The following is an 18,327-nucleotide window of genomic DNA, read 5'->3' as shown; positions in this document are numbered from 1 at the left end:
AGCTCATTCACTCTCTGATTCGTCGTAACAATTAAATCATTTACAGGTCCATGATTCCATGCAGAGGTTTGAACTGAAGTGAAAGAAAGATCTTTTCCATTAACCACTATTCTTGATACGCTTTGAGTTATGTCCACAATAATCCCCTCCAACATTACAAAAATCGGACCTTTTTTAGTTCATATTATTATAAATATTCTTAACTGCAATAAATGTTTAAGGCAAATCCCTAATAAAATTTTTTTATTAATATCCCTTAATTCCCATTACAATCATATAATTTCTAACCTTATTCAATTTTTGTAATTAAAATAAAAAGGCATCTTAATTAGATGCCTTTTACTTATCTTTTAATACAATTCTACTGTTAAAATAGCGATGCCGCATCTGATACAAGCGATAGAATCCTTAAGTTTATGAAACATACAAGAAACATCTTTATCTTCCCATGATAGAGAATTATTCAAGCTTAGGTTATTTATTGCAGTAAATAATCTAGAATTCAATTATTTGTTTTTTCTTTCTTGTTTTCTTTTTAAATAGGCGAAACTTTCTAATAATAAAAACAGATGATTTAATGTAAATGGTAACCCTGCAATTCAGAAGTTTGACACAATCCTGGAAAAAGCTTATAAAGAAAAGTGAGGTTCCGTTATTTTCACACTTAGAAGTGCAGTCATGTTATATACAAGTTAAAATACAGTTTTATAAGTGTGAACGAACTACAAAACTAAAAAACAAATAATAAGTTTGCAACATGTTTGCAAATACGAATTTTGCATATAAATTCGTGTAATATTGAAAGGAGTTTTACTTATGAAAGAAATTAAAACAGAACAAGAATTCAAAGACATCATCGCAAGCGAGGAGCCAGTAGTTGTTAAGTTCTTTACTACATGGTGCCCAGATTGCGTACGTATGGACAACTTTATCGGAGATGTAATGGAAGAGTTCAATAAATTTGAATGGTATTCTATTAATAAAGATGAGTTTCCAAGTATCGCTGAAGAGTATCAAGTAATGGGTATTCCAAGTTTACTTGTATACCAAAATGGTGAGAAGCTAGGCCACTTACATAGTGCTAATGCAAAAACTGAAGAGCAAGTTACTGAGTTTTTAGAAGCATACTAAAATAAAAGCCCTCTGGAAAATATTTTTCAGAGGGCTTTCATCTGTTTTCACAATTATCTTTTGATGTTTTTCATCGTTTAATGAATTACACCCTGTCATTATAAGAATAGTACATAGTAAGAAAAGTATTCGCTTCTTCATCCATCTACCCTCCTATCTCTTTAGTAAATAAACTCTAATTAGGTTCACACCCTGACTTTGTACTTTTCAACATATTTTTCCTTCACGAAACTTTGTTATCCCCTTCTTAAAAAGCTATAAAACGTCAACAATGTTTGTATAGACCCACACGACTTTCGTTTGATACTCTATTTATAGAAAGAAATTCCTTTAAAGAAAGGTGAGTGATTAAAATGGATACTCTTTCTCATAAAGAAGCTGATAAAGGTGCTATTGTCAGCATTATGGCCTACATATTTTTATCCTCTATGAAAATCATCATCAGTTATATTACCCTCTCTAGCGCATTACGTGCTGACGGTTTAAATAACTTAACGGATATCGGTGCTTCTTTAGCGATATTAATTGGTCTAAAAATATCTCGTAAACCTCGTGACCCAGATCATCCGTATGGGCATTCACGGGCCGAACAAATCGCATCACTTGTTGCGTCCTTCATTATGGCAACAGTCGGATTAGAAGTTGTTATTAGTGCCATTCAATCTTTCTTAAATCCGAAACAAGCAGCACCTAATGTACTCGCTGCATGGGTTGCTTTATTTTCTGCTGTCGTTATGTACTGCGTGTATTTGTATACGAAAAAAATTGCAGCACGAACAAAAAGTAAATCACTAGAAGCTGCTGCAAAAGATAATTTATCAGATGCACTCGTAAGTATCGGTACTGTAGTAGGTATTGTCGGTTCTCAGTTCCAAATGCCTATTTTAGACCCTATTGCCGCTTTAATTGTTGGTCTTATTATTTGTAAAACTGCATGGGAGATTTTCGTAGAATCTTCTCATATGCTAACAGATGGAATTGATCCTGATAAAATGGAGGAATACGCTGATGCTATTGAGCATATTGGCGGTGTGGAAAACATTGTAGATATTCGAGCACGTATGTACGGGAATCAAACGTACGTTGATATTACAATTGAAGTAGATGCTCGTATGGATGTTGGAGAAAGTCACTGTATTACCGACAACATCGAAGCTATGCTTCGCAAAAAGTTTGGAATTTACCATGCACACATTCATGTTGAGCCAATGAAAAAAGAACCTATTATGACATAGGTTCTTTTTTTATGAACGTTTTATGGAATATAACACATAAAACGAGCCAGCTACCGCCAGCTGCCCATCCTGCTAATATGTCAGATGGATAGTGCACGCCAAGATATATTCGGCTAACTGAAATAGATAATACAACAAAGCTTGCTATAAGAATAATTAGCAATTTTTTATGCAACGAAATACGATCTTCAGTAATTGTGACGTATGCAATAAATCCTAAAAAAGCCGTAGCATTCATCGTATGACCGCTCGGAAAACTATATCCAGTTGCAGTAACAAGCTGCGTAACATCAGGTCTTGCTCGTTCGTACCATAGTTTAAGCAGACTGTTTAAATAACGAGATCCGTAGTAATTAATTGTTAGAAGCAATGCACTAAGCAACTTTTTTCTAACGAGAAAATACATTACAAGAATAATGAGTAATGGGAAAAATATCCTTTTGGAACCGATAAAAGACACCCAAGTAAAATAGGTCGTCAAATAATCGTTTCGAAAGCTTTGAATAAAATGTGCGACTATATTGTCAAAATTCTCAATACAAGCGGTATGATACGAAAGTGATAATACGACAAAACAAATGAGTAACGTAAAACTTAGCAAGTATAAATGTCGATATCGTTTCACATACATAACCTCACTATGCAAAAAAATGGAGCGGTTGTTTTAGTTTTCCTCTCCATTCCTTTTTTATGCATAGTTTATTAAAAAATATAATTATTAATTTTTTGCTTCATCTCAGGGATATCTTCTCTTGTTACGGTAAAACGAATCACCTTCTCATCAAGATCAAGCGCCTCAGCGAATAATCCAGCTAAACCACGAGATTTTCTATCTACTTCCATAATAATTTCTAGTCGATCGTATGCACGTGGCAAGATTAATAATTCTAATTCATCTAATTTCCCATAATACTCTCCAGAAACTGGAATAAACTCAAATTCTTGTGCGAATGGAACTTGCTTACGTAATCGATGCGGTAATTCTTCACATTCTATATGACGTGCTTTAAACCCTAATTCATTTACACTATCTAAAACACTACTTAATAATGCATTGGGTAACACTTGAACGTAGTCGCGGTCACTTGGGTCTATACTATGTTTAATATCAAGACCTGTATGAATCCAAACCGTTTTCATATCAAGTGTAAGTGGTGCTTCAATTGGCATTGGAAAAGAAAATGGAATTTCAACTTTTTCATTCGGTTCTATAGAAAATGGTTCTGTTAAGCGTACTCGCTCTAAATCATACGTTGCTGTTACTTTTTTATCATCCACTTCTCGTACATACGACGTCGATAATGTTAAGTAAATGCTTTCAATTTGCTGGCTAACTGAACCTCCAGTTATATGAACATTTCCAACTATTTTTTCCCCAACAATATACTCATCTTTTTCAAGAACAGTATCTACCTTTGCACTCCCAATACCAACGCTTGCTAAAAACTTTTGAAACATGGAGTCTCCATCCTTTCTAAAGCAGAAGCTACATCTTGTTTTAAATCTTGTACATTCTCATAGTACGGCGTTTTTATTTGTAACATTCGCATAAGCATTTCGCGATTATAATTTTCCAAAGTTAATTCTTCGTACCATGGTTTTTCCTGTTTTTCATTAGATTCATATCCTGCATATAATAAAAATAACGAGAAATGACCGAGTGCATAAAAGTCGCTACGAAAGTGGACTTCTCGCATCAAAGCTTGTTCACCTTCGTAAGTTGTAGCTCTCTCATCACCCTCACCTTTCCATTTAGCCAATCCAAAATCAATAATACTAATTTGATTTTCTTTCATTAATATGTTTGGAATGCGTAAATCTCGGTGAATAATGCCTTCACTATGAAACACCGATACAATTTCTAATATTTCATATAAAATCTCAAAAACCTCACGTTCTGTATATACATACCCATCTATGAAAATATAATCTTCAAAATTTTTACCAGGCATGTACTCCATCACAAAGAAGCTCTTTTTCTCCCATATGAAATGATCATACAGACTAGGAATTGCATGATGATTTAATGTTTGTAAAATCATTTTCTCTTGTTCAAATGATTTTCTACCAGACTCATATCTTTGTTTACTTTGTCTTAATTGTTTTAAGACTTTATATCTATTTACTTGTAAATCATTAACGACATATGTGACCCCATAACTGCCCATTCCAATTACTGATTCAATTTTATAACGTTCTGCAACAATTGTATTTTTCCGCAGTGGTCTATCAAATAATGCTAGTACACGACGCCATTTCATCAGCTACTTGAAAAGAAGCTACGGCTTTTACGTTTTCTTTTATAATGTTGATGTCCATAACCAGATGAACGTCGTTTATAATCGCTACTTGAATACGAGCGCCCTCTACGACGGTAATCACTACTTGAATACGAACGATATTTTTTCTTTCCTAATAAAGAATCAATAATTTTTTTGAACATCCCTTCACCTCTTGAGTAAAATTTCATTTTAATTATACCAATAATTATTGACTATATTTGTGACAGGTTTGTAAAGAGTAAAAAAACGACGAGTTATGCCCGTCGTTACTTTCATTCATCCTCTTCATCAAAAACTTCATCAATCATGCATTTCTCTAATAAATACTCAAATGTAATATCTGCGAGATCTTCAATTTCTTCTCGTTTCGGGACGTACCCTCTTTCAATTAGTTGCTCATAAAAAAACTCCGCAATCTCTTCCGTATCAATCACGACTTCAATTTCCTTCATGAGCATCACTCCTTTATTTCTGTTTTATGAAAAAATCTCAAAATTATGTATATGAGATTAGAAAAATAGATTTTATTTTTTTATAGGTCATAAGCTTTGGACGAGATGCATACGATTGTAGTACAAGCTATTCAAAGGGGGAAATAATAATGGAAAATCAATATGAAGTAGGACAAACAAAAGAAGAGTTCATGCATGAAGATCAATGGGCAGACTCTCTTATAAAGTGGCTTTTTATTTTTTTAATAATTGTAGGCATACCTTATACTGCATATGTTGTTGTTCAATTTATTCTCTCTTTCTAGTTAACTATTTTTTCTCTGTCAATTTAACTAAATAATTATGAACAACATCCATTACAATTTTATATTCTTCATCTTTAAATGTATCGAACAATAATTGATAATCGTTATAAATATCAAGTAATCCATCAATGATTTCTTGACGATTCGTCTTAACACTCACTTTTTTCGAGTTGTTAATTGACTTTAACTTACCTAAATCTAATTTATTCATACCTGCTTTATCTTGTTTCAGTTTCTTCAAAATTGCATTTGCCGTTTGAGCATTGGCAAGTAACGTTAAATCTGACTCATCCGCTTCTAACCATTCACCATCCGTAATCCGTGACAATTCATAAATTGTATCTTCCCATGCGTCATTCTTATATCTCCATACTTCTGTACGAAAACCAACAATACGGAAAACATCTTTATCATATCCAGTTACTTGCACAAGATCACCAAACGTGAAATTATAATTTAATTCAATCCACTCCGTATCGCCCTTCTTCATATCTTGCTCTGTAACGTGCTGCAGCGTTTGCTCTACGTAAAATCCATCGTGATTATTGACTTCGTATACATAAACTCCATCTAAAACCTTCATATTTGTGATTTTCCCAACGGTTCCATATAGCGTAATCACGACTATGTCCCCTACGTTATATTTAGGTTGTTTTTTTCTTGCCATCTCTATCTCTCCTTTTTTTGACGTCGTGATTTTGATAACAGTATATGCAACCTACATAAAAACGCTTATCACAGAAGCTTATATTCATAAATTTTTTCAATAAAAATTATAATCTTATAAAATTTACGTTACACTCAAAAGAAAAGCTAGTAACTAGACTAGCTTCAAATCAATAAAAAAACATACAGAATACTTCACTTTAAATAAAGTAATGTATTCTGTATGTTTTCAAATAGTTTTTATCTATCTTGTATGTATAAATCCCAGGCTTCATCAAATATAGACATACTTTCTAGCATTCCGCTCAACTCTAAGTATGAACTAATTTCATCATAGTCTTCAGATTGCTTCGGAAAACTTAAATCATCATACATCGCCTCTGCTAAATCTGAAATTTCATTTCTAAATAAAGCTGCACGATGCTTCATCATATAATGGTAAAATGTCTTTTTCAAAAATATTCCCTACCTTTCTAACTTGGGTACATTATACAAGGCAAAAAAGAAAAAAACCAGCATAAAAGCTGGTTAAAAGTCGAAGTAATTTCTTTTTAATAGACGTGGTCTTCCCATTAATTCTTCATATGTTAGTTGTTTTGGTAAATCTTTCGTATAAATTAAAAATAACTGATCTTCAATTTCTTTTACTGTATGGTCTGATTGATAGTCCATCCCGCACGAGGAACAAGAAATACATGGTGTCTTTTGGATTTCAATGGCTTTCGTACCATCTGGTAATTCCCAATATACAGTATTCAAGCTTTCTTTCGCTTCTGTACTGTCACACCACATACAATTCATACTGCATCACCCTCAGTTTTTTTGTCGTTTTCTTCTAATTTAGCCATTTGTGCTTGATATTTTTTATCTTTTAATTGATCACGCTTATCACGTTTATCTTTTAAAGATGCATGAGTATCATTATCTTCGTAGTCTTTACGACGGTTCATACGCTGTAAGTCGTCTGGAACGAGGTTAAATTTCTTATCGCTCATAAGACCTGCGATACCAACATCTGAACGTTTTTCTTCGTAGTTCGGATAAATCTCTTTAAAGTATCCTTCCGCTCTTCCTGGAATATAGCTCTCTGGCTCTGGATACGTCGTAATAACACCTTCAAAGTTACGAAGTACAACTTTATCTGCACTTTGTGAGATTAAATAGTTTGGTTGAAGTGCAATTTTACCGCCTCCACCTGGCGCATCAACAACGAATGTCGGAACAGCATAACCAGATGTGTGTCCACGTAAACCTTCAATAATTTCAAGACCTTTAGATACTGGTGCACGGAAGTGACCGATACCTTCAGATAAATCACATTGATAAATGTAATATGGACGTACACGGATTTTTACTAAGTCATGCATAAGTTTTTTCATAATTGGAACGCTGTCGTTAATACCAGCTAAAATTACTGCTTGGTTTCCGACTGGAACACCAGCATTCGCTAACATTTCACATGCCTTTTTCGATTCTTCAGTAATTTCAATAGATGTATTGAAATGTGTATTTAACCATACTGGATGGTATTTTTTAATAATGTTACATAAATTTTCTGTAATACGTTGTGGGAATACTACTGGTGCTCTCGTTCCGATACGAATAATCTCAACATGCGGAATCTCTCGTAAATTTTTTAATACATATTCTAAAATTTTATCGTTAATTAGAAGTCCATCACCACCGGAGATTAATACATCTCGTACTTGTGGTGTTTCACTAATATAAGCAATCGCATCATCTAATTGTTTCTTCGGTACACCCATTCCAATTTGTCCACTAAAACGACGGCGTGTACAGTAACGACAATACATAGAACATTGATTTGTTACTAAGAATAGTACACGGTCCGGATAACGATGTGTTAGCCCTGGAACTGGTGAATCTTCATCTTCGTGAAGCGGATCTTCTAAATCATATTTTGTTTTATATAACTCTTCCGAAATCGGTACTGATTGCATCCGAATCGGACAGCGTGGATCATCAGGATTCATTAGCCAAGCATAGTACGGTGTAATGTTTAACGGGATCGTTTTCGTTGAAATTTTAACGCCCTCTTCTTCTTCAGGTGTTAAGTTAATTACTTTTCTTAAGTCATCTAACGTTTTGATCGTATTCGTTAATTGCCAAACCCAATCATTCCATTGCTCTTCAGTAACATCTTTCCATAATTCGATATCCTTCCAGTGACGATTTGGTTTGTATACATCATGTAACATTGCTATTCCCCCTTTTTATACGCTCATCCTTTATATAAGCAATAGTTATGCCAACTTTACATTGTTGATAAGTAAATGTGCGGAGAACCCTATTACATAAGCGAAAAAATATTTTTAAGCGTTGTATGAAATCAATACTTAACATTATATTCATTACTTTTTATATATGTAAACGCTCTTTTATTCGTGCAAACACACAAAAACCGCCGATTATTCGGCGGTTTTGTCGTACTTGCTCAGTTTATATTGAAGCGTTTGACGAGGGATACCTAACATTTTTGCGGCTTGTAATATATTCCCTTCCGTTTCAATCAACGCTTGATCTATTAATTCTTTTTCTGTTTGATGAAGTGCTTCTCTAAGTGGCAATATGCTCTTCTTCTTCGGAAGATTCTCTTTCCGAAATGTACGCGGTAAACAATTAGCTGTTAATGTATTACCTTCTGCAATTATGACAGCATGTTCAATCGTATGTTTTAACTCCCGGACATTTCCAGGCCACTGATAAGCTTGCAGTCTATCTTTCGCTTCCTCATCAATTTGAAGTACACCTTTTTTATAACTTTTATTATATTCTTTCAAAAAATAAGATGCTAATAATAGTACATCCTCAGTTCTTTCACGAAGCGGTGGGATATATAATGAAAATACATTTAAGCGATAATATAAATCAGTGCGAATTTTATTCTCTCGTAAACATATTTCTGGAGGCTGGTTCATTGCGGTAATAACGCGAACATCTACTTTTCTCGTCTTATTATCACCAATTCTTCTAATGACTCCATCTTCTAACACTCGTAACATTTTTGCCTGCAAATCAAGAGGCATTGAATTCAGTTCATCTAAAAATAATGTACCACCATCAACAAGTTCAAATAGCCCAGCTCTTTCAATCGCTCCTGTATAGCTTCCTTTTGTCGTTCCAAACAATAAACTTTCTAATAACGACTCTGGTAAAGCTGCACAGTTTTGTGCAATAAATGGCTTGTTTTTTCTTTTAGAAGCTTCATGAATTGCTTGTACGAACAGTTCTTTTCCTGTTCCTGTTTCACCATATATTAAAACATTTGCGTCTGTTGGTGCTACTTTTTGTGCTAGCTCTTTCGTCTGTTTAAACCGCGTATCATTTGTCACTATCGTCTCAAATGCAGCATGCTTTTTAATCAATTTTTTTCTAGATGACCGTTTTATTTTCGACTGTAAATCAACAATTGTGTCAGTAAGTTTTTGAATTGTAGAGTAATCCTTTGCAATTTCAACAGCCCCGGCAATATTCCCATCTATAAAAATAGGTAACGTAGTATTTACTGTACAAACATCTTCACCATTTAAATTTTGATAATGCTGTACTTGATGTACGATAGGTTTTTTTGTATCTAATACTTTCATCAATGTACTCGTTTCCCTTGATAAAGACGGGAACACTTCTAACAAATGCTTCCCTAACACTTTTTCAATCTTGGATCCATCGTGTTTTGCAGCTACAGAGTTATAAAATATTGTAATTCCATTTTCATCTACAGCGTGTATAGCCTCATCAATGCTGCCCAAAATCGCTTCAATGACTTCTTGTGTCGAAACTGCTAGCAATGTCATCCCCCCTTTTGCCGAAAATCCAGCAATTACATGCCGAATTTTCGGCATACCTATGTGCGATTGTAAGCATGACGATTCCGTTCTATAATTTTGATCAATTTTATATTTTAATTAGTACGGCTTTTTCGAACACCCAGCTCCACCTAACTATTTTGCTTTACAGCCGAATTTTGAGGCGGAATTTTTACTGCTTTCGAATAGCTAGATAAATCTTTCACCCATATATTCATATCTTCCAACTTATCGAAAATGTAGCAATTATTCGCCAGTCTTCCTGTATACGTATAGCCTAATTGATGAAATGCAGCATTCATTCCGAAAGAAAGCGATCGAGCAATTGTATAGGAACAGAAAATAGATTTTTCTCGGAGCTCTTCCTCTAATTTAATTAGTAAACTTTTCATAAATCCATGTTTACGATATTCAGGTAAAGTAGCACAATTTGTTAATTCTGCATTCCCTTCTTTTATATTCATTTCTGCAGATGCTGTACTAATAATTTCCCCCTCAAATTCATACACGTAGTAAATTGTATCGTCTTCTTTCATCGTCTGTAATACATAACTCGCTTCATTTAAAGGTGTCGGATACACTTCAAATACTTTTCCGAATACAGTTGCTAATTCTTCTGCATCTTCTTCAGTCGCTTTTCTCAGCAGAAATTTCCCTGGAACTACTTTTTCTTTTATTTCTTTTCCTTTTACACCGCTTAATATAGTATCTTCCTCAGTCCAATGCATACTATTTCGTCTTTCATCATTATTATATTTCACAAAAAAGTATGCATCGTGTCCTTGAAAATAATGAGGTATCGTTGCTTCCAACAAAAAACCGAAAGAGAGCCATGTTGAAACATGCTCTCCCTTTCCTTTAATAATACATTTAGTGAAAGAATGTTTCTCTGCTAGTTCGTCAATTGTCTGTATAATACTTTCAACATTTCCTGTATAGTGGTCTACTCGGATACGTTTATTAAAATAATCTAAAACGCCTTCTACTGTATAACAATTCGTCTGTTCTCTAAAAGATTCATAGTATTTCATTTTTTCACCTCACACCAATCTAGTAATGTACATGCAATAATTTTTGCGGCAGCTATCATTTTATCAACTTCTATATACTCGTTTGGATAGTGTGCTACTTTTGTCTCTCCTGGACCAAATACTATAGTTGGTACACCTGAGATTTGTGTAAATAAACCTCCATCAGTCCCCCAAGGAGATGCTTCAATAATTGGTTCGTTCCCTTCGATTTCAACAAAGTTATGATGAAGTGCGGTAATAAGTTCATGATTTTCTTCTAATTCACCAGGAACCCATCTCGCTCCAAACCATTCTACTTCTACTGGATTTTCAACAAACCAATTGTCCACATCATTTAATTCAGCAATCCAATTCTCAAATTCTTCTTTTGCCGCCTCTATAGTCTCATTCGGCGCAACACCGCATCTTCCTTCTAAAATTAATTCATCGGGAACAGAACTTGGCCAACTCCCTCCTTCAATTTTCCCAATGTTAATTGGAATTGGAATCGGAATTCCTTTAAATAACGGATCTGTGATTCGACTATTTCTTTTCTCCTCTAGCTTTCTTACATGTTCTATAACAAACATACTTTTTTCAATTGCACTAACCCCTTCATAACGCGTTCCACCGTGTGCTGCTTTCCCTTTTACACGTAGACGAAACCACATGGAACCTTGTTGTTTCGGGAAAAACTTCATATTAGTAGGTTCTGGAATAATGACACCATCTGCCTTATATCCTCGTAATATAGTTGCTAATGTCCCTGCTCCGCCACTTTCCTCTTCTATTACACTTTGAAAATAGATGTCTCCTTTTAATTCAATGCTAGATTCAATAATCGCTTCCATCGCAAGCATGAGTGCGACATTTCCGCCTTTCATATCCGTCGTTCCACGGCCATATATACGATTTCCTATTCTCTCACCACTATAAGGATGATGTTCCCACTGATTCACATCCCCTTCCGGAACTACATCAATATGCCCATTTAATATCATAGATTTCCCGTCGCCACTTCCTTTTAAAGTTGCTACAATATTTGGGCTATCTGAAAAACTTGTACGGGGTGATACAAAATAAGGATGACCTTTCATTTTAGAAAAAGAAGGCTCCCAAATATCGAGGTCTAAACCTAATTCACGTAATTTTTCAATCACAATCGCCTGCGCACCGCTTTCATCACCAGATACGCTCTTTTCTTGAATTAATCGCTTTAAAAATTTTACACTTTCTTCTTCATGACTCTCAATATAATCACAAACTTGCTTTTTTAATTGCTCCACATATTACATCTCCCTTCATTCAATTACTAGTAAGTTAGAACTAATTTGAAAATCAGCTTCTGTATGTCGTTTTACATCTTCTACTGTGTATGGACTCATTAATTCTTGTAATATAAGTCCACTCGGAGTTACCTCCATGACCGCCATATCAGTAATAATTAAATCTACACATTTCTTTGAAGTTAATGGCAATGTACACTCTGAAACAATTTTTGCATTTCCATACTTATCAACATGATTCATCACAACAACGACCCGCTTCGCTTTTTGTGCTAAATCCATTGCTCCACCAATGCCTGGAACACGTTTTCCAGGTACAATCCAGTTTGCTAAATCACCATTTTCACTTACCTGTAATGAACCAAGAATCGTTATATCTAGCAAACCTTTTCGAATCATACCAAACGCTGTACAGCTATCGAAATAACTCGCTCCTGTTATAAGAGAAGTTGGTAAACCTGCTGCGTTACACAAATTTTCATCTTCATTCCCTTTACTTGGTGTTGGTCCCATTCCGACGATTCCATTTTCCGCATGAAACATAACATTTATATCGTCAGGCAAATGATTTGGTACAAGCGATGGTATGCCAATACCTAAATTTACAATCATGCCATTTTGTATTTCTTTCGCCGCTCGCCTAGCAATCTTATCTCTCACTTCTACGCCCATACCCATTTCCAGTTCACTCCTTCCGACGGTACAATATAATTTACGAAAACACCTGGAACGACGATTTCCTCTGGATCTAAACTTCCTAGCGGGACTATTTCTTCTGCTTCTACAATTGTTATATCCCCAGCCATTGCTACGTGAGGATTCATATTTCGTGCACTTTTGTCAAAAACAAGGTTACCAAACGGATCTGACTTTTTCGCATATACAATTGAAACTTCAGCAGTTAATGCTGTTTCAACTAAATATGTCTTACCATTCATTTCAACCGTTCGTTTTCCCTCTTCCACAATCGTATCAACACCTACATCAACTAAAACACCACCAAGACCAACACCACCAGCACGAATGCGCTCTGCTAATGTTCCCTGCGGAGAAAACTCAATTTGTAATCTTCCCTCGTTTAGTTGCCTTCCTGCATTTGGGTTGGAGCCAATGTGAGAAGTAATTAGTGATTTAACTCTTTCATTTGTAACAAGACGACCGATACCTACATCAGGAAATCCAGTGTCATTTCCAACCAAATTTAAATTTGTAACGCCTTTTTCTAAAATTGCCTGTATTAAAGATGGAGGGGATCCAATCCCTCCAAATCCCCCAAACATTAATGTCATATCATCATGGAACAAAGAAATTACTTCCTCAATTTCTTTTAATTTACCGAATGTATTTGTAATAGTTGTCATGCGATACTATGCCCTCCTTTTTGCATCATCTCTTCCACACTTTTAGAGAAAATTGAAAGTAATTCATCTAACTCGGAATATGTAGTTGTCATTGGCGGTGCTACTAGCAGTGCACTATCTTCTTTTCCTGCTTGCCCTGAAACTGCTTGGTATAAAAGCAGGCCATTTTTAGCTGCAACCGAAATAAGCTCCGACGCTTTTGTAAACGGTTGCAATTCTACTCCAATTAGCAACCCTTTTCCGCGCACATCAGCAATGATTGTCGATTGTTGTTGAACTTTCTGTAAGCCTTTTATTAAATATTCTCCCTTTTCTGCTGTTTTTTCAGGGAGATTATGTTTCTCCATATATTCAATAACAGCTAAAGCCGTTGCTGCAGACAATGGATTTGCACTTAACGTATGACCGCTCATTACTGAACGTGATCCACGTAATATTGGTTCCATAACACGATCACTTACAACTGTCGCTGCCATCGGTGTATATCCCGCTCCTAGCCCTTTACCAAGTGTCATAATATCAGGTTCTACACCCCAATGCTCCATCGCAAACCATGCTCCCGTACGACCAAGCCCAGTCATTACTTCATCCGCAATAAATAAAATATCGTAATGGTTGCAAATATCTTTAATGACTTTATAATAGTCTTTTGGCGGAACAACCGCGCCTCCAGCTGCTCCGATAATCGGCTCAGCAATAAAAGCAGCAATATGCTCTGCACCAATTCTTTCAATTGATCTTTCTAATTCAGTCGCACATGCCAGCTGACAAGTTGGATATACCTTTTGAACAGGACACCTGAAACAATATGGAGCTGGTATAGTCGGATAATCTTCCAAAATAGATACGAAACGTTGTCTACGTAGTGGGTGACCAGACATCGATAACGCACCCATCGTAATACCGTGATAACTCATCCATCTCGATAAAATTTTATGCTTACCTTGAATACCTCGCTCTTGAAAATGCTGAATTGCAATTTTCATAGCTGTTTCATTTGCTTCCGTACCACTATTTACAAAGAAACTCCAGTTCAAATCTCCTACACTTAAATCACTTAACTTCTTCGCTAATTTTTCAGCTGGTTCACTCGTAAACTGTGATCTATAAACAAAAGCAATCTCCTCAGCTTGCTTTTTAATAACGTCTGCAATCTCCTTTACGCCATGCCCAATACCTGCCGTAATTGCTCCTGACGAACCATCAAAATATTTATTACCATTTTGATCATACAAATAAACACCTTTTCCATGTGAAATCATTGGATACGGCTGACCAACAAGTGGTTTAATTAAGTAATCGCGCATAGCGCTCCCCCATTTCTCCAATTTGTATATATATATGAAGAAAATTGACGTTTCTTTCATAAAAAAGAATCCTCTGCAAAAGCAGTGAATTTATCAAAAAACTATTATAAAATATACAAATGAGTGCTTAAAAATACCTATAAAACAGAAAATTCAGAACTTAAAAATGAAGACCAACCCTTTTCTATACGCCCAAGTAACCCTCCCTTTTATATGAAATGACTACATCACCAAATGTTTTTATAGCATAATGCCAGCTGCCCTCAAATGCCGACATTCTGTACACTTCGACGGAACTCCCGTTAAACTCCTTCCTATTATCCTACTTTAAATTGCATATTTTAAAACAAATTTCGACAACGCTACACCTTTCTAATCAGTTCAGATTCATATTTAATATGTAAATTTTTCATTTTTAAACTATAAAAAAAGAACCGATTAACCACATTAATCAGTTCGTCATGACGCTCTCTTATGGGTTAATACTGTCAATTGCTAAAATAAATAGAAAAATCAAGTTTACAAATTCATCCTACAGCCTATAACACAAAACCTTTTCATAACTTCATTCACAATTACTATCAGGATATCCCTATCCCGAAGTGGCACCCCTTTCCTCAGATTCAAACTACCTTTCCTTTATAATTTATGTAGGACAATTATCACTTTGTATGTGTATTTGCCTATAATTAAAAAAAACCCTAGTTTTCTAGCGATTGCTGGACATGTATTCAATATGTTATTGAAATGCACTTTCAATTTGGCATTTATTTTACTTTCGTGCAATCATATGTACTGCTTTACTCTGCAAAATACTCGTAAGCACAAGCACCTCTTTATGACAACATATTTGTTGTAAATTTTTAATTTTCCCCTTTATAAAATCATTTTTTCGCATAACCGCTTTCTTGCTTCGCATATAATTTTAATGATGACAAAGGAGGAATGTTCATGTCTCAATCTGAAATTGAAAAATATGGACAAGAAGTTACGCAATACGAACAGCTCGCACGTTACTATCAGTTTCGTAATCCTAAAAAATATATAGAATTATATATGAAATATTGCGATGCACTTTCAAAACTTGTACAGGCGCATGAAACAAGGGATTCACAAGAAGCTACTTTACCGTCACATATAAGAATTTTTCATGCCGATCCAAATATACCGGCGGTTGACATTTTAGTAAACGGACAAAAACTTATTAAAAATATTTCATTTAAGCAATTCAGCCCTTATTTATCATTAGTACAAGGTAAATACCGTATAGATATTGTCCCTGTCGGAAATGAAACTCCAATCTTTTCAGCATTGGTACCAATAATGGGAAATCATACTTATACTCTTGCTGCAATAAATAGTGATAATCACCTACAATTACAACCTATACTTGATAATACACATTTACCAGCTGGTCAAGCCAAAATACGCTTTGCACATTTCTCTCCAGATACCCCTGTTGTAAATGTCGATTTAAAAGATGGAGATCATTTATTTGAAAATGTACTCTTTAAACAGATAACAGATTTTTTGCAAGTTAGCCCCGGTACAGCGGATATTGAAATTTCACTCGCAAATAATAAAAACGTTTTATTGACTATACCGAAATTCAATGTTGAACCAAATGTTATTTATACAATTTCAATAGTAGGTTATTCAACTAAAGATCCTAAATTAGAAGCCGTTATACTCACAAATTAAAACAGCCTACACCATTCATTTGGTGTAGACTGTTTATTTTTGAAATGCAATTTGAAATTCTGTCCAATCGTTATCTGATCGACACATAATGGACCCATTATGTTTTTCCACAATTTGTTTACATACAAATAAGCCAATACCAGTTCCTAACTTTTTAGTAGTTACAAACGGTTCAAAAATCGTTTCTACATTTTCAGCTGGAATCATTGGTCCATTATTTTTTATCACAATTCGAATAGCTTGATCTTCTTCAAATACATCAATGATAATTTTTCGTTCTTCTTTCATTGATTCAAGAGCATCAATTGAATTCATTAATATGTTTAAAAATACTTGTCTCACTTCACTTCGATAACCAACAAGCGGAATTGGATACGGTAAATTCTTTTCAATTGAAACATTCGCATTGACCAAACTCGGATATAAGAATTGTATAATGTCTTGAAACAAGTCATTAAGCCAAAACCGTTCCGATTCATTCCACATTTCTTTTTTCGATACGAGTAAAAATTGCGAAATACGAAAATTTAATTGATCTAATTCATGCGAAATAATATCTAAATACGATAAACTCGGATGATCTGCCTTTAATAGTTTGACAAATCCCATAATGGAAGTAAGCGGATTACGAAATTCATGTACAAAACTAGCTGACATTTGCCCTAAAATCGTCAGCCTTTCTTTATGTGTTTCATTAATATATTGCTGTTTTTCCTCTAAATTCTTCGATATAATTTCCGAGTATTTTAAAACGGTATAATAAATTAATTTGTCAAAACAAGTATGTATTTTTGCCATAATTGGTTTCAATTCACGAGCGCTAACATCTAATTCACACATCGCTTCGAAAAGTTCATTTCTTCCCACGTTTGCGTTATAAACAAAATCTCCAATATTCGCATCTGCTCCAGCACGTTCAATAGCAATTTTCTCGCATAACGGTTGAAGATAATTTATATCTTTATCTTCCATAGTAAGTTCGATAATCAACTCTAGTAAATCCTCTCCATTTTGAACTACTTCTAGTTTAAATGGATCTTTTTCGGAAATTATCATTTTGTTTTTCCAGTTCTCTACGAATTGGTGCCTATTGTTTTTCAAGTGTGAACAAAATATTTCTTTAATATCCTTATCGATTGGAAAAACCTCCATTCCCTCCATTTCCATACGACGAATACCCTTTATATTTTGAATATTAACACAAAAAAGATGATTCGTTAATAGATTTTTGTCACATTTTGTTAATTTCTGTTGATAAAATTATTTTTTTCTTTCTTATTTAACTAATTGTATGCAAATACCCTTTTTCCTTCACACATTTTCATTATTTCCGTAGTCAACACGACTTTTTTTTGCATCATTTTTAATTCTTGCGTACAATAGAAAATGAAAGGTGTGAAAAATATGGTAAATAAAAATGTGGAAGATTATCTCCAAGAAGGCATTTACGGCCAAAAGCAAAACAAACCAGAAGAACGTAATATGTATTTAACTACATTACGTGAGCGTGTAGAAATCGCTTTAACAATCGGTCAAGTAATGCAAAGTAATGTATACTCTGAAGTGGCGGGTAGCATGCGCTCTTCTCAATCATTACAACTCCTCCTAAATGGTGGCATTGCTTACCCACATTTATCAAAATACATTAAATTAGCAAACGAAAAAAATGTTCCTTTTACAATTGTTCAAAATAAAGATACAAAAACACCAATCGGTTTAGTATTAACTCATGCTACTGCTGTAGATAAAGAACAAATTTATGTA

21 protein-coding genes are annotated in these 18,327 nt (G+C 34.6%); 5 read left to right on the top strand and 16 right to left on the bottom strand.

Features of this window, described 5'->3' with window-relative positions:
• Window positions 1-816: 816 nt before the first annotated feature.
• A complete protein-coding gene (locus MR160_RS27280) occupies window positions 817-1,131 on the top strand; it encodes a thioredoxin family protein (protein WP_000658787.1) in 315 nt (104 codons plus the stop codon).
• A 353-nt stretch (window positions 1,132-1,484) separates the two neighbouring features.
• Window positions 1,485-2,366, top strand: coding sequence for a cation diffusion facilitator family transporter (locus MR160_RS27275; protein ID WP_000380385.1), 882 nt, complete (start codon window positions 1,485-1,487; stop codon window positions 2,364-2,366).
• Here MR160_RS27275 and MR160_RS27270 read toward each other — a convergent pair.
• The 5 genes from MR160_RS27270 to MR160_RS27250 all read right to left on the bottom strand — a co-directional run bounded on the left by MR160_RS27270 (window position 2,356) and on the right by MR160_RS27250 (window position 5,100).
• Entirely contained in the window at window positions 2,356-2,991 is a 636-nt protein-coding gene (locus MR160_RS27270) for a phosphatase PAP2 family protein (protein ID WP_002082842.1), read from the bottom strand. The genes MR160_RS27275 and MR160_RS27270 overlap by 11 nt on opposite strands.
• Before the next feature lie 77 nt (window positions 2,992-3,068).
• A complete protein-coding gene (locus MR160_RS27265) occupies window positions 3,069-3,824 on the bottom strand; it encodes a sporulation protein (protein WP_097825948.1) in 756 nt (251 codons plus the stop codon).
• Window positions 3,806-4,627, bottom strand: a complete 822-nt coding sequence (locus tag MR160_RS27260; protein WP_000872072.1) for a serine/threonine protein kinase — start codon at window positions 4,625-4,627, stop codon at window positions 3,806-3,808. Before MR160_RS27260 ends, MR160_RS27265 begins: the two co-directional genes overlap by 19 nt.
• Window positions 4,627-4,809 (bottom strand): hypothetical protein, encoded by a 183-nt coding sequence (locus MR160_RS27255; protein ID WP_000473371.1) that lies wholly within the window; start codon window positions 4,807-4,809, stop codon window positions 4,627-4,629. Before MR160_RS27255 ends, MR160_RS27260 begins: the two co-directional genes overlap by 1 nt.
• 111 nt (window positions 4,810-4,920) lie before the next feature.
• Window positions 4,921-5,100, bottom strand: a complete 180-nt coding sequence (locus MR160_RS27250; RefSeq protein ID WP_000658451.1) for a YozD family protein — start codon at window positions 5,098-5,100, stop codon at window positions 4,921-4,923.
• A 149-nt stretch (window positions 5,101-5,249) separates the two neighbouring features.
• On the opposite strand from MR160_RS27250, the gene MR160_RS27245 reads away from it, so the two are divergent.
• Window positions 5,250-5,405, top strand: a complete 156-nt coding sequence (locus MR160_RS27245) for a DUF3930 family protein (RefSeq protein ID WP_000431485.1) — start codon at window positions 5,250-5,252, stop codon at window positions 5,403-5,405.
• 4 nt (window positions 5,406-5,409) lie between these two features.
• Here the strand turns inward: MR160_RS27245 and MR160_RS27240 are convergent, their stop codons facing one another.
• The 10 genes from MR160_RS27240 to MR160_RS27195 form a co-directional block, all read right to left on the bottom strand.
• Entirely contained in the window at window positions 5,410-6,072 is a 663-nt protein-coding gene (locus MR160_RS27240) for a hypothetical protein (RefSeq protein ID WP_000101498.1), read from the bottom strand.
• A gap of 239 nt (window positions 6,073-6,311) precedes the next feature.
• Entirely contained in the window at window positions 6,312-6,527 is a 216-nt protein-coding gene (locus tag MR160_RS27235; RefSeq protein ID WP_000750717.1) for a YozE family protein, read from the bottom strand.
• Window positions 6,528-6,599: 72 nt separating this feature from the next.
• Window positions 6,600-6,872 carry a YokU family protein gene (locus MR160_RS27230; RefSeq protein WP_000995766.1) on the bottom strand — a complete coding sequence of 91 codons (273 nt, stop codon included), beginning with the start codon at window positions 6,870-6,872 and terminating at the stop codon, window positions 6,600-6,602.
• Window positions 6,869-8,290: a lysine 2,3-aminomutase gene (gene kamA / locus MR160_RS27225; protein ID WP_000902145.1), complete on the bottom strand. Its 1,422-nt coding sequence runs from the start codon at window positions 8,288-8,290 to the stop codon at window positions 6,869-6,871. The genes MR160_RS27230 and kamA overlap by 4 nt, the downstream gene beginning before the upstream one ends.
• Window positions 8,291-8,500: 210 nt before the next feature.
• Window positions 8,501-9,886, bottom strand: a complete 1,386-nt coding sequence (gene rocR, locus MR160_RS27220) for an arginine utilization transcriptional regulator RocR (RefSeq protein WP_014895234.1) — start codon at window positions 9,884-9,886, stop codon at window positions 8,501-8,503.
• 143 nt (window positions 9,887-10,029) lie between these two features.
• A complete protein-coding gene (ablB, locus tag MR160_RS27215) occupies window positions 10,030-10,929 on the bottom strand; it encodes a putative beta-lysine N-acetyltransferase (protein ID WP_081144007.1) in 900 nt (299 codons plus the stop codon).
• Window positions 10,926-12,194, bottom strand: a complete 1,269-nt coding sequence (locus MR160_RS27210; protein WP_000436696.1) for a peptidase — start codon at window positions 12,192-12,194, stop codon at window positions 10,926-10,928. Before MR160_RS27210 ends, ablB begins: the two co-directional genes overlap by 4 nt.
• A 15-nt stretch (window positions 12,195-12,209) precedes the next feature.
• Window positions 12,210-12,872 (bottom strand): CoA transferase subunit B, encoded by a 663-nt coding sequence (locus MR160_RS27205; RefSeq protein ID WP_000525278.1) that lies wholly within the window; start codon window positions 12,870-12,872, stop codon window positions 12,210-12,212.
• Window positions 12,857-13,555 carry an acetate CoA-transferase subunit alpha gene (gene atoD, locus MR160_RS27200; RefSeq protein ID WP_000208111.1) on the bottom strand — a complete coding sequence of 233 codons (699 nt, stop codon included), beginning with the start codon at window positions 13,553-13,555 and terminating at the stop codon, window positions 12,857-12,859. The genes MR160_RS27205 and atoD overlap by 16 nt, the downstream gene beginning before the upstream one ends.
• A complete protein-coding gene (locus tag MR160_RS27195) occupies window positions 13,552-14,862 on the bottom strand; it encodes an aspartate aminotransferase family protein (protein ID WP_001205879.1) in 1,311 nt (436 codons plus the stop codon). Before MR160_RS27195 ends, atoD begins: the two co-directional genes overlap by 4 nt.
• A 951-nt stretch (window positions 14,863-15,813) precedes the next feature.
• On the opposite strand from MR160_RS27195, the gene MR160_RS27190 reads away from it, so the two are divergent.
• Window positions 15,814-16,563: a DUF4397 domain-containing protein gene (locus MR160_RS27190; RefSeq protein ID WP_242298569.1), complete on the top strand. Its 750-nt coding sequence runs from the start codon at window positions 15,814-15,816 to the stop codon at window positions 16,561-16,563.
• A 33-nt stretch (window positions 16,564-16,596) separates the two neighbouring features.
• On the opposite strand, the gene MR160_RS27185 is transcribed toward MR160_RS27190, so the two are convergent.
• A complete protein-coding gene (locus MR160_RS27185) occupies window positions 16,597-17,730 on the bottom strand; it encodes a BA2291 family sporulation histidine kinase (protein ID WP_000425087.1) in 1,134 nt (377 codons plus the stop codon).
• A 237-nt stretch (window positions 17,731-17,967) separates the two neighbouring features.
• Here MR160_RS27185 and MR160_RS27180 point away from each other — a divergent pair.
• Window positions 17,968-18,327, top strand: a 360-nt coding sequence (locus MR160_RS27180; RefSeq protein WP_242298567.1) for a YueI family protein, incomplete at its 3' end; no start/stop codon positions are given.

Origin of the sequence: Bacillus cereus group sp. BfR-BA-01382, assembly GCF_022663475.1 — a bacterium.
Lineage (GTDB): Bacteria > Bacillota > Bacilli > Bacillales > Bacillaceae_G > Bacillus_A > Bacillus_A thuringiensis_S.
This window is presented reverse-complemented; position numbering and strand designations above follow the sequence as displayed.

What these genes read in the sequence shown, in the direction of transcription:
- MR160_RS27280 (WP_000658787.1), top strand. Translation starts at nt 817, where the DNA reads ATGAAAGAAATTAAAACAGAACAAGAATTCAAAGACATCATCGCAAGC.
- MR160_RS27275 (WP_000380385.1), top strand. Translation starts at nt 1,485, where the DNA reads ATGGATACTCTTTCTCATAAAGAAGCTGATAAAGGTGCTATTGTCAGC.
- MR160_RS27265 (WP_097825948.1), bottom strand. Translation starts at nt 3,824, where the DNA reads ATGTTTCAAAAGTTTTTAGCAAGCGTTGGTATTGGGAGTGCAAAGGTA.
- MR160_RS27260 (WP_000872072.1), bottom strand. Translation starts at nt 4,627, where the DNA reads ATGAAATGGCGTCGTGTACTAGCATTATTTGATAGACCACTGCGGAAA.
- MR160_RS27255 (WP_000473371.1), bottom strand. Translation starts at nt 4,809, where the DNA reads ATGTTCAAAAAAATTATTGATTCTTTATTAGGAAAGAAAAAATATCGT.
- MR160_RS27250 (WP_000658451.1), bottom strand. Translation starts at nt 5,100, where the DNA reads ATGAAGGAAATTGAAGTCGTGATTGATACGGAAGAGATTGCGGAGTTT.
- MR160_RS27245 (WP_000431485.1), top strand. Translation starts at nt 5,250, where the DNA reads ATGGAAAATCAATATGAAGTAGGACAAACAAAAGAAGAGTTCATGCAT.
- MR160_RS27240 (WP_000101498.1), bottom strand. Translation starts at nt 6,072, where the DNA reads ATGGCAAGAAAAAAACAACCTAAATATAACGTAGGGGACATAGTCGTG.
- MR160_RS27230 (WP_000995766.1), bottom strand. Translation starts at nt 6,872, where the DNA reads ATGAATTGTATGTGGTGTGACAGTACAGAAGCGAAAGAAAGCTTGAAT.
- kamA (WP_000902145.1), bottom strand. Translation starts at nt 8,290, where the DNA reads ATGTTACATGATGTATACAAACCAAATCGTCACTGGAAGGATATCGAA.
- rocR (WP_014895234.1), bottom strand. Translation starts at nt 9,886, where the DNA reads ATGACATTGCTAGCAGTTTCGACACAAGAAGTCATTGAAGCGATTTTG.
- ablB (WP_081144007.1), bottom strand. Translation starts at nt 10,929, where the DNA reads ATGAAATACTATGAATCTTTTAGAGAACAGACGAATTGTTATACAGTA.
- MR160_RS27205 (WP_000525278.1), bottom strand. Translation starts at nt 12,872, where the DNA reads ATGGGTATGGGCGTAGAAGTGAGAGATAAGATTGCTAGGCGAGCGGCG.
- atoD (WP_000208111.1), bottom strand. Translation starts at nt 13,555, where the DNA reads ATGACAACTATTACAAATACATTCGGTAAATTAAAAGAAATTGAGGAA.
- MR160_RS27195 (WP_001205879.1), bottom strand. Translation starts at nt 14,862, where the DNA reads ATGCGCGATTACTTAATTAAACCACTTGTTGGTCAGCCGTATCCAATG.
- MR160_RS27190 (WP_242298569.1), top strand. Translation starts at nt 15,814, where the DNA reads ATGTCTCAATCTGAAATTGAAAAATATGGACAAGAAGTTACGCAATAC.
- MR160_RS27185 (WP_000425087.1), bottom strand. Translation starts at nt 17,730, where the DNA reads ATGGAAATGGAGGGAATGGAGGTTTTTCCAATCGATAAGGATATTAAA.